The 11,489-nt window shown below is 47.4% G+C and carries 5 protein-coding genes; all 5 read right to left on the reverse strand.

The annotated features are described in order from the left end of the window. Positions 1 to 1,922: two-partner secretion domain-containing protein (locus QUA38_RS23530; RefSeq protein ID WP_333166150.1), on the reverse strand; the 1,922-nt coding region annotated here is incomplete at its 3' end. 65 nt (positions 1,923 to 1,987) lie between these two features. After that, on the reverse strand, positions 1,988 to 4,879 hold the full coding sequence (locus QUA38_RS23535; protein ID WP_333166142.1) for a two-partner secretion domain-containing protein: 2,892 nt from the start codon (positions 4,877 to 4,879) through the stop codon (positions 1,988 to 1,990). A gap of 65 nt (positions 4,880 to 4,944) precedes the next feature. Then, the gene (locus QUA38_RS23540) at positions 4,945 to 7,893 is read right to left on the reverse strand and encodes an S-layer family protein (protein WP_333166144.1); all 2,949 of its coding nucleotides are present in this window, start codon (positions 7,891 to 7,893) and stop codon (positions 4,945 to 4,947) included. Between the two features lie 106 nt (positions 7,894 to 7,999). Beyond that, positions 8,000 to 8,617 (reverse strand): Uma2 family endonuclease, encoded by a 618-nt coding sequence (locus QUA38_RS23545; RefSeq protein ID WP_333166146.1) that lies wholly within the window; start codon positions 8,615 to 8,617, stop codon positions 8,000 to 8,002. Positions 8,618 to 8,769: 152 nt separating this feature from the next. After that, the gene (locus tag QUA38_RS23550; protein ID WP_333166148.1) at positions 8,770 to 10,830 is read right to left on the reverse strand and encodes a ShlB/FhaC/HecB family hemolysin secretion/activation protein; all 2,061 of its coding nucleotides are present in this window, start codon (positions 10,828 to 10,830) and stop codon (positions 8,770 to 8,772) included. Positions 10,831 to 11,489: the final 659 nt, after the last annotated feature.

Consider the following 11,489-nt stretch of genomic DNA (forward strand, 5'->3'; position numbering starts at 1 on the left):
ATTTGACTGTTAAATTCACCTTGACCCCCATTCCCAATAATTTCTACACGCCCCGCATCAATCGTGATGCTTCCGGCATCTCCTTTGCCTAAAGATGCAGTAGAAATAAGTCCTCCATCTCGGAGAATTACTAAAGGTGTAGAAATGTTCATACTCCCTCCCCGAGCAGCAGAGTTGGTATCAGCCGAGATGAAACTAGGATTCCGACTGCCATTCGCCAAAACTCCAGAAATACCCTCTAGTCTGACTGACTCAGTAGCTTTAATTGTTAAATTACCTCCGGGCCCCCCAGTTGTATTCAACGGTTGGTTGCCCACAACTGAGCCGCTAGATAAACTAATTCCGCCCCCTTCAGAGATCCTCAACCGCTTCGTGTCGATATAAATGTCTCCGGCTTTCCCATTAATGCTGATTGCGGTTGCACCAATCAAGGTTGCGACGGGACTTCGAGGAGGAGTCCGCAGCACTTCTACTGATTCCGAAGCTTTAATGTTGATATTCCCCGATGGTGCTTCACTGCGAGTGGTGCTGACGATCGCACTGCCATCGCGTATGATAAAACGTTCTCCCTCAAAGGTGATATTTCCTCCCTTACCCGTACTCCCCGCGAGTGTGCCGGTGTTGATCCCTGAACCGACCAGATCGAGAACCCTGGCACGGAGGGTCATATTTCCGGCGTTGCCAGCACCTAATGTAGCGCTACCCGATACGGTTCCATTGTCGATCAGCAGTTGTCCCGTATCGATTAAGATGTTTCCCGCATCTCCCATGCCAGCAGTGCTAGTTTCCAGTAGAATCTGTGGGTCAAAAGGGTTGATTCTTCCAGAGATTGTATAATTTTTGACAAAGTTTTGAAAGCTCTCAAATCCAATCCCGATCAGTTCTACTGAATCGGTAGCGCGGATATTGATAGCACCTCCCGCGCCACTTCCGGCTGTCAGCGTGGAAATTTGCGCCCCACCTTGGGCCCGTAAATGTTGGGCGTTAATGTCGATGCCCCTACCATCGATATTTCCCAAAGTCAGTGCATAAATCCTGCCATTATTGAGGTTGACATTTCCACCTCGAATATCGACTTTGCCGCCACCAATTCCACTGGTATCGATCAGTGAGCCGTTGGTGACTTCAATATTACCCAATTTGGCAATTTTGTCATAGTTTAAACTTAATCCAAAAGAGGTATCCCCCAATCCAACCATCCCCGGACTAGCGACGCTACCCAGCAAAATTTGTCCTGTAGATGCAGTGAGTGTTCCCTGATTTAATTCAATATCTCCCCCCACTAGGGCTATAGTTTGTCGGGGAGCAACTGCTAAGCCCATGTTATTGAAAATCTGCGGAATTCCTGGGGGTAATTGTGGTAAATTCAAGGTTGGTGCTACTGAATTGTTAATGATTTTACCCGGATTTTCTCGAAAATTTAAACCGATCGGTATATTGACATTTAACAGCGGTACTAATTGGGGATTGCTGCTGCTGAACTGATAGCCATTATTAAAAACTACGCTATCTGCTGAACTTGCTAAAAATGAACCGCGCAAATCTAACCTCGCATTGGGACCGAAAACAATCCCTTTGGGGTTAATTAAGAATAAGTTACTGTTTCCCAAAACTCCCAGAGTTCCTAAAATATTAGAAGGATTCCCACCAGTAACGCGGGTAAAAATATTCGCAATCCCGTTAGGATTGGCAAAATAGGCTCCCCGCCCTTGACGGATGTTAAATTCACGCAAGCTGTGAAAGAGGTTAACGCCACGAGTTGCACCGCCAGTGATTCTATCAGAGGGTAAGTTGTTGATAGTATCGGGAACTGTCCGCGAACTTTCTGCACCCAAGCTGTTGTCAGGGATGATTTGGGCGATCGCAGGGAAAGGACACAGCAGTAAAAATGCAAAAAATAGGGCGGAAGATTGGCGGGACATCTTTGAAGTCTGGTTCATTTAATTTTAGGAAAATAGCGAGGGGTTAGCTAAAACCTAAAGAGTATCTATCGAGGTACGCAAACACCAGTAGGTTTCGGACTGCGAAGAGATGCACCACCACCAGAATTATAGGCTACCAGCCTGACTTGTCCTCGATCGTCCATTACCCAACCTTGAGCGGGAATAATTTCTGTTGGCCTAACTTCTATGGATGGTATGAGGCCTTCTATTTGCTGACTTCCACCTACCGCTGGTTCCACCCAAGGCAACGGCGCTGGAGCGGTGCTGAGGGCATCATTAGGACTGGGTGGCACTCCTCCTTTCCCAGTAGCACTAAATGCGCTCTCGGCCTCTTGCGTGCAGGGATTTGCCGCAATTAAAGCAGCCGGATCGACCACATTTTGCGGCAGTTCCACTAAACCTTGAGCAGGATTCACCCCAGAAGCACTAAATGTTACAGTACCTTGCAAAGCCGGGCCGCTACTTTGGGAAATCGCCGCAATATCGCTGGTAGGAATTAGAGAAGTAGGACTTACTTGCAACGCACCAAATTGAGTATCGGTTAATCCCAAAGTCGCTCGCACCTGTTCACGAGTAACTGATGTAAACCCGAAAACATTGGGGACATTAATATTAACCCGACCACCTTGGGCCGATCGCGCATTGGCTGTGATGTCACTGTTTTCTTGCGGGAGGGCGACCAGAATATCGCTTTTAATGTTAATATTGCCACCATCAGAAATACTTGCATCAGTTGTAATTCTGCTCCCTCGGCGCAACTGGATATCTCGTGCTTCAAGGTTAATATTTGCTCCGGGGCCGGATGCCGTTCTACCGTCAATGCTACTTTGGTTGTCAAGAAAAATTGAGTCTGCTTTCACATTAATGTTACCAGCCCGTCCCGATCCCAATGCTTGCAGATTGAGTGTTCCTTCATTGCGAAGAATCAGTTCCCCGACATTTAGATTCAACGAACCTCCGTTAGCCGTAGCATTAGGATCTATAATGTCAGATGCAATCCCAACCGAAGTCTGAATTTGACTGTTAAATTCACCTTGACCCCCATTCCCAATAACTTCTACACGACCCGCATCAATTGTGATACTTCCTGCATCTCCTTGGCCTAAAGATGCAGTGCTAATAACTCCTCCACTCCGGAGAGTCAGTACAGGTGTAGAAATGTTGATACTCCCTCCCCGATTAGCAGTATTGGCATCAGCGCAGATGAAACTGGGATTCCGACTCCCGTTCGCCAAAACTCCAGAAAAACCCTCGACTGTTACTGACTCAGTGGCCCTAACTGTCAAATTACCTCCGGGCCCCCCAGTTGTATTCAAGGGTTGGTTGCCCACAACTGCTCCGCTAGATAAACTAATTCCGCCTCCTTGGGAGATAATCAACCGCTTCGTGTCGATATTAATGTCCCCGGCTTGCCCATTCACACCGCTGGCAGTTGACCCAATTAAACTTGCTACGGGACTTCCATTGGGAGTCCGCAGCACTTCTACTGATTCCGAAGCTTTAATATTGATATTCCCCGCTCCTCCTTCACCGCGGGTGAGGCTGATCGCAGCAGCACCATCGCTTACGGTTAAACGTTCTCCCTCAAAGGTGATATTTCCTCCCCTACCCGTACTCCCCAAAAGTGGGCCACTGTGGATTGCAGAAGCGACCATATCTAAAACCCCGGTACGGATGGTAATATTTCCGGCGTTGCCAGCACCTAACGTGGTGGTAGTCAATGCGCTTCCATTGTCAATCAACAGTTTTCCCGTATCAATCGTGAGGTTTCCGGCGGCTCCCATGCTATTAGTGCCAGTTGTCAGCAGAAGTTGTGGGTCAAAAGGGTCGAAAGAGCCAGATACCGTATAGTTACCACCAAACACTCTATAGTTATCTAATCCAATTCCGAGCATTTCTACTGAGTCGGTAGCGCGGATGTTGATAGCGCCTCCGGCACCACTTCCTGCTGTCAGCGTGGAGATTTGCGATCCACCTTGGGCCCGAAACTGTTGAGCGTTAATATCGATCGCCCTGCCATCAATATTTCCCAAAGTCAGGGCATAAATTCGCCCATTATTGAGGTTGACATTTCCCCCTCGAATATCGACTTTGCCACCACCTATTCCACTGGTGTTGATTAGCGAGCCGTTGGTTACTTGAATATTACCAAAGTTAGAAATATTGTCATAGTTTAAACTTAATCCCAATGGCGTTGCCCCCAATCCAACCATCCCCGGACTAGCGACGCTACCCAGCAAAATTTGTCCGGTTGATGCAGTGAGTGTTCCCTGATTTAATTCAATATCTCCCCCCACTAGGGCGAGAGTTTTTCCGGGCCCAACTGCTAAGCCCATGTTATTGAAAATCTGCGGGATGCCAGCAGGTAATTGTGGTAAAATAAAGGCTGGTGCTGCTGAAGAGTTAATAATTTTTTCCGGATTTTCTCGAAAATTTAAACCGATAGGTATATTGACATTTAACAGGGGTAATGATTGCGGGTTTCTGCTGCTGAATTGATAGCCATTATTGAAAACTACGCTATCAGCAGAACTTGCTAAAAAGGAACCGCGCAAATCTAACCTCGCATTGGAGCCAAAGACAATTCCTTGGGGATTAAGTAAAAATAAGTTGGCATTTCCTTGGACTCCTAACACACCTAAAATATTAGAAGGGTTGCCACCAGTAACGCGGGTAAAAATATTCGCAATTCCGTTAGGATTGGCAAAATATGCTCCTCGGCCTTCACCAACGTTAAATTCTCGTAAACTGTGAAATAAATTTACTCCACGAGTTGCACCGCCTTCTATTCTGTCCGATGGTAAGTTATTAATCGTATCGGTAACTGTCCGCGAACTTTCTGCACCCAAGCTGCTGTCTGGGATGATTTGGGCGATCGCAGGAAAAGGACACAGCAGTAAGAATGCAAAAAATAGGGCGGAAGATTGGCGGCGCATCTTTTAATTCTGGTTAATTTAATTTTAGGAAAATAGGGAGGGATTAGCTAAAGCCTGAAGATTACCTATTGAGGTACGCAAACACCAGTTGATTTCGGACTGCGAATAGATGCACCACCACCAGAATTATACGCTACCAGCGTTACTTGTCCTCGATCGTCCATTACCCAACCTTGAGCGGGAATAATTTCTTTTGATCGAAGTTCTATGGATGCTCTTTGACCTTGTACTTGCTGGCTTTCACCTACGGCTGGTTCCACCCAATTAAACTGGTTAGAATTGCTGCTGAGAACATCGTGAGGACTCGGTGGCAATCCCCCCCGCCCAGTCACAGTAAACTCGTTCTCGGCCCCTTGGATACAGGGATTTGCAGCAATTAACGCAGCGTGATTGACCACATTTTGCGGCAGTTCCACTAAACCTTGAACGGGATTGACTCCAACAGAACTAAATGTTACCGCCCCTTGCAAAGCCGGGCCACCACTTTGGGAAATCGCGGCGATGTCGCTGCTGGGAAGCAGAGATGTAGGACTTACTTGCAACGCTGCAAATTCGGCGTCACTGAGCCCCAACCTGCTTCTGACTTGTTCGCGACTCGCTGCTGTAAAACCGAAGACATTGGGGACATCGATATTGACGCGGCCGCCGCCTGCTGTGCGGGCGTTGGCTGTGATGTCGCTGTTTTCTTGCGGGAGGGCGACAAGAATATCGCTGTTGATGTTGATATTGCCGCCGTCAGAAGTGCCTGCATCGGTGGTAATTCGGCTGTTGCGGCGCAATTGGATGTCTCGCGCTTGCAGGTTAATATTTGCTCCTGTACCGGATACAGTCGTACCGTCAATCATCGCTTTGTTGTCAAGGGCGATCGAATTTGCAACAATATTGATATTACCAGCACGTCCGGTTCCCGTAGCCTGGACCGTCACTGTAGCTCCATTTCTAACAATTAATCGATCGGCATTCAGATTCAACGAACCGGCATTTGCCGTCGCCTGGGGATTAGTACCAAATATCTTGCCCACCGAAGCATCAATTGTACTGATAAACAGACCATTATTTCCGCTGCCGCTGACCTCAATGCGATCGGCATTAATAGTAATATTCCCCACATCTCCCACCCCCACAGAACTCGTAGAAACTATCCCCCCATCCCGCACGGTTAGGCTGGGCGTATCAATGCGAATATCCCCGCCCCGACTAGAGCTCAAAGTTCCAGAACTCAGCGCACTAGCACTCTGAATTCCGCTGCTCAAAAGTTGAGAAATACCTGAAATTTGTACTGATTCAGTAGCCGTAACTGTTAAATTTCCAGCAGGCCCGCCCTCCTGGGAAAACAAAAACCTGCCAATTAACACACCCGATCCTACTGTAAACGCAGAACCCCCAGAGAGACTCAACCGCTTGGTATTGACGTTAATATTCCCCGCCCTTCCGTTAGAGCCGATACTCAGGGTGCTAATTCCGCTTGACACAACTGTTGTCGGGCCGGTGTTAGACAATTCTACTGATTCAGCAGCTTTAATGTTGATATTCCCTGACGGGCCACTGCTGTAGCTTGTGGTACCGAGAATAGAACCATCGCGCATAATTAATCTCGCGACATCAACACTAATGCTTCCTCCCGCACCGCTACTTTCTTTAGCTGTCCCGTTGTTAATTCCAGAACCCACCATCTCAAAAGTATTGGCGCGAATGATTAAATTTCCGCCCTTTCCACCGCCAAAAGTGATACCGCTACCTACTACCCCATTGTTGAAGAGCAGGCGGCCGGTGTCGATCGTAATATCGCCCCCCGAACCAGCACCAGCACTAGCATTAAACAGCATCATTAGTGGGTCAAAGGGGTCTGTAGTTCCCGATACCAAATATTTAATTGCCACCTCTTGATAGCCGTCAACTCCCAGCCCGCTCATTTCTACTGAATCAGCAGCACGCAAGTTGATATTTCCTCCTGCACCCTCTCCTAGAGTCAGGGTAGAAAATTGCGTGCCGTTTTCCAATCGCAACTTTTGAGCGCTGATATCGATACCTCGACCATCAATATTTCCCAGTGTCATCGCATAAATTCGCGCACCGCTGAGGGCGACATTTCCACCTTTTAACTCTACTCGACCGCCACCGGTGCCGCTAGTGTTGATAAGCGTTCCATCGGATATTTGAATATTGCCGAAATTTTGAATATTGTCATAATTTAAAGCTAAATTACCCGGCTGAGCAACAGGAGGAGCCAGTGCAAAATTAACTAAACCGGGACTGGCGACGCTACCGAGTAAAATTTGTCCGCCGCTGGCGGTTAAATTGCCGCCTTGCAGTTGGATGTCGCCACCAATCAGTGCTAAAGTTTGACCGGGTTCTACTGCTAAACCAACTCGATCGCTAATCGGTATTGGCACAGCAGAGGCTGGAAGGTTTAACTTTCCTATAGCCGTCGATTGATTGACAATTGCACCGGGATTGTCTCTAAATCTTAAACCAACGGGAATATTAACGGTTAACAGCGGGGATGTTTGCGGGTTGGTGCTGCTGAATTCCATCCCGTTCTTAAACACAATACTGTCAGCCGTTGAACCGATAAATGAACCGCGCAAATCTAACCGCGCATTCGGCCCGAAGACAATCCCTTTCGGGTTAATTAAAAATAAATTGCCTTTTCCCAAAACTCCCAGAGTTCCTAAAATATTTGAGGAGTTTGGACCCGTAATGCGGGTGAATATGTTGGTAATTCCGCTGGGATTTTCAAAATAAGCTCCCCGCCCTTCACGGATGTTAAATTCGCGCAAGCTGTGAAATAGGTTAACGCCGCGAGTTGCGCCGCCAGTGATTCTATCTGAGGCTAAATTGTTGATAGTATCGGGAACTGTCCGCGAACTTTCCTGTCCCAGGGTATTATCGGGAATAATTTGGGCGATCGCGGAAGTGGGAAATAGCAACAGGAAAGCAAACAGTAGGGAATAACTTACGGGCGGGCAAGATGCCCACACTACAGTAAAATCTAGTATTTGTGGAACAGGCATCTTGCCTGTTTTTGAGAATAGTGAAAATAGTAAAGAGTAATGGAAGGGAGGCATAAAAATACTCTTTCCAGGATAAATTTTATCGGTGTAATCTCATCTCGTTTCTCTAAATGTTTTGAATTTGGCTGCTGAGTATAAGTTGCTCGACTGTGATTTCTAGTTCGGGAAAAATTTTAGAGATAATGCGCTCATTACCTGTAAAACTTTGAACTAAATAACTGCCATTTTCCAAATAGTAAACGAAAACGGTGGAAATTTTGGGATTTCCTACATAAGCCCTAGAAGCGAGCGCTAAATAATCCACAATCCAATACTCACAAATGCCGAGGCGTTGATACTCATCTAGCTTATCCACATAGTCGTCTTCCCAGTTAGTTGAGGTAACTTCAACTGCTAATTGGATAGGTTCGGTAAGAGCTCCGTAGCCACGTACATTGCTGTTCCATACAGATGCATTAACCACGCCAACATTAGGATTTCTGCCTTGTTCTTGTCCTGAAGCTGTTACAGTCCTCAACACTATATCTTTGTCAACGATATAGTCAAGCCCCAAGCGATCGCTTTCTCTGTCGAAAGACTTAACAAGAAATCGTGCCACATTTTTATGAGTTCTGGTTGCTTCCACTTTGACAATCTCCCCATTTACAAGTTCGTAGATGCCCGATCCGTCGGGGTATTTTTCGAGAAACTCTGCAAATGTTAGTTTAGTTTTTGTCTGAACCATAAGACAAGCCCTCTTGTGTTAACTAAAGTTATACAATTTTAGATTTTAGATTTTAGATTGAAGTTGATAGGGGAATTAGCTAAACTATATTTAGTCGTCCTAGCGGTGGAATTCCGCTAGGAGACAGGCGTTGAAACCCCAGGCAGAACTAACTAGAAAGCAAAGTAATTAATCCGAAAATATAAGCCTTTTTCTTGCAAAGTTCGATCGCCCGATCGAGCATTTATCAAAGGAATACCATAGTCTAAACGCACATTCAACCGATCGCCCATCTGCCAAACTAGGCCCAAACCCGCACCCAGCAGTTTATCCGAGTCGGGATTCGCCTTTTCCTCCGAATGGTTCCACCCTACCCCAAAATCGATAAACGGAGCGACTTGCAACAATCCTTCGACTTCTGGGACACGCCAAACCGGAATTCGCACCTCCGCAGACGCGATCGCACCGCTATCAGTTAACAGCAAATCTTGGCGGTATCCGCGCACGCTTTGAACGCCACCGATCCCAATTTGTTCGAGGGAAAGCAGGGGGCGATCGGCTAATTGAATGTCGGAACGCACTATCAGCAAGGTTTCTGGGGCTAGCAGCCGCACGTACTGGGCTTGTCCGCGCCACGCCAGAAAACGGCTGTCAGGGCCGCTATCGTTCGCAGTAGCGCCGAACAGATTAGTGCCGAGGGAAAACTGCGATCGCGCCGCGAACACTTGGCTGGAACTCCGCTGCACGTATTCTTGAAAAAAGCGCACAGCCGAAACTCGCGTTTCGCCACGCTCATTTGCTCCCGCCGAAAGCGCAAATCGTTCCCCCGACAGGAATGTATCACTTTCTTGCCGCGAAAAACTCAGTCCCAAAGCCAAAGTGCGATCGGGCTTTTCGACAATCGGCTGGCGGTAAGTTAATTCGTAAGTCCGCGATTTCCCCTCAATTTCAGCAGCATCAAAGGGTTCCTCGATGATATTGGTGCTAGCAGCACTCGCTGCGAACCCAATCGTGCCGTTGCGCGCGTTGACGGGGACAGTGTAGCTGCCGTTGAATTCATTGCTGCCGTCGGTGTTAGCATAAGATACTTCTAATCCGTCGCCCAAACCGAGCAAATTTGCTTGATTTATGCGAACACCGCGCCGAAAACTGCCGACGCTGGGCGATCGATTGTTGTCTGCAAACACTTCACCGCTAAAGCTGTCTGCTTCTTTGACGCGCACTTCTAAGCGGCTGTTTTCCGGGCGGCTTCCGGCTTGCAATTCGGCGGAAATATTGCCAATTAAGGGGTCGAGTTGCAGCAGTTGCAAGGCTTCCAGCAACCGATCGCGATTGAGGGGCCGTCTGGTGGCGCGTTCTAGGCGCGATCGCACGTAATTTGAATTTAAGCGCCTGTTTCCAGTAATCACAATTTCATCTAATCCGCCTTCTACAATCCGAATTGTCACCACACCTCCTTCTCTCGGAAAGGTTTGGTTGGCGGGAATTACAGCGCCGGAATTGATGTATCCTGCGGCTACATATTTTTGAGTGACGGCTGCTTCGGCTGCGATCAGTTCGGCAAAGGTGATTTCGCGGCCCGCAAACTGTTGCGTAACTTCTGCGAGTTCGCGATCGCTAAAAGCTGTGTTGCCCTCAAATTCAAAGCGATCGACCCTAATTGTACCCAGAAGGCTTGGTCTAGCATCGCCGGGGACAGGTGTTAGTGGGGTTTGTTGAAGGGGAGACGGCGCAGGCGGTTGCGGTGCTATTGGTGCAGGTAATTCCGGCTCTCTGGGCTGAATTGGGTTGGGCAGTTGGCTTAGTTGCAAAGGTCGATCAATACCCAAATCGGTTTTTTTTCGGTCAATCTTTTCTTCTAGCTTTTGACCTCGGTTAAAAAGCTCGGTTTCTTGAGTTTTTGTGCTGAATGTGCGATCGGCTGAATTTGCAGCTTCCGCCTGTAAGTCTGGAGCTTCCGCAGGTGGGGATAAGGGTAGAGTTGTCGCCAAAGCCGATCGTTCTGACTCAGCGGGTTGCGTTTCCTCGTAAGAGGCTGGTAAGCCTTCACGGAGGCTGTTCTCGGTTTCGTTAAGGGCTAAAGCTCGATCGCCTCTGCTGCTAACTGCTGCCAAAGCTTCAACATTTGAGGTCAAAATTTCAACGGTGCTAGCGGATGTTTTCGCTGGTTTTCCCAGCCAAACTAACCCAAAAATTCCAGCGAGGAAAAATAGTTTTTGTGAGCGACAAGCCATAGGATATAATTATTATCTCGCTTAAGTGGGGGAAAATATTTTCAGGAAGTGAGCACCCTCAAGTAAAAATCAATCTTAACAGCAAAAAGGAAACAGCCGACGCAGCCAACAGTTTCGGCGACGCTACAAACCAAAAGGTCGATCGACGGCTGTTCATTTCCCAACACTTACGCACCAACCGGATTCTTATCCGAAAAAATATCGTGTAAGTCGATCGTAAACGGTAAAAAAAGCCGATATTTTGGGTGGCAAAACCTACGCTGTCATGCTCGTGCCGCAACCAGAATAGCCCTGCACGCCAGGGTAAACCAGAAACCGGGTTGTTTCCGAAAAGACGGGTTACAACTGAGTTCTTGCACCATTGTCAATAATCTTTTTATGAACAGGCAAGATGTAATTTACAACCCGCAAAGCCACTAAAAAACCCGGTTTCTTTGATTTTGGTGCATCATATCGTTTCCTGTTGCATGGGAATCATAAAATCGAGTCAACAGTTAACACTCAACCATTCAGTTTTTCGACCCGCCCGTCAACACTCAACAGTCAACAGTCAACAATTCCGGAGGAGTGCAACCGGAATTGATAAGTAGTCAAACAAAATTAATTACACAAAAAACTAATATGATATAATAAAAAATATCAAGGTGTGTTCAAAGAGG

This window comes from Microcoleus sp. Pol12B4, from assembly GCF_036701385.1.
Taxonomy (GTDB): domain Bacteria; phylum Cyanobacteriota; class Cyanobacteriia; order Cyanobacteriales; family Microcoleaceae; genus Microcoleus.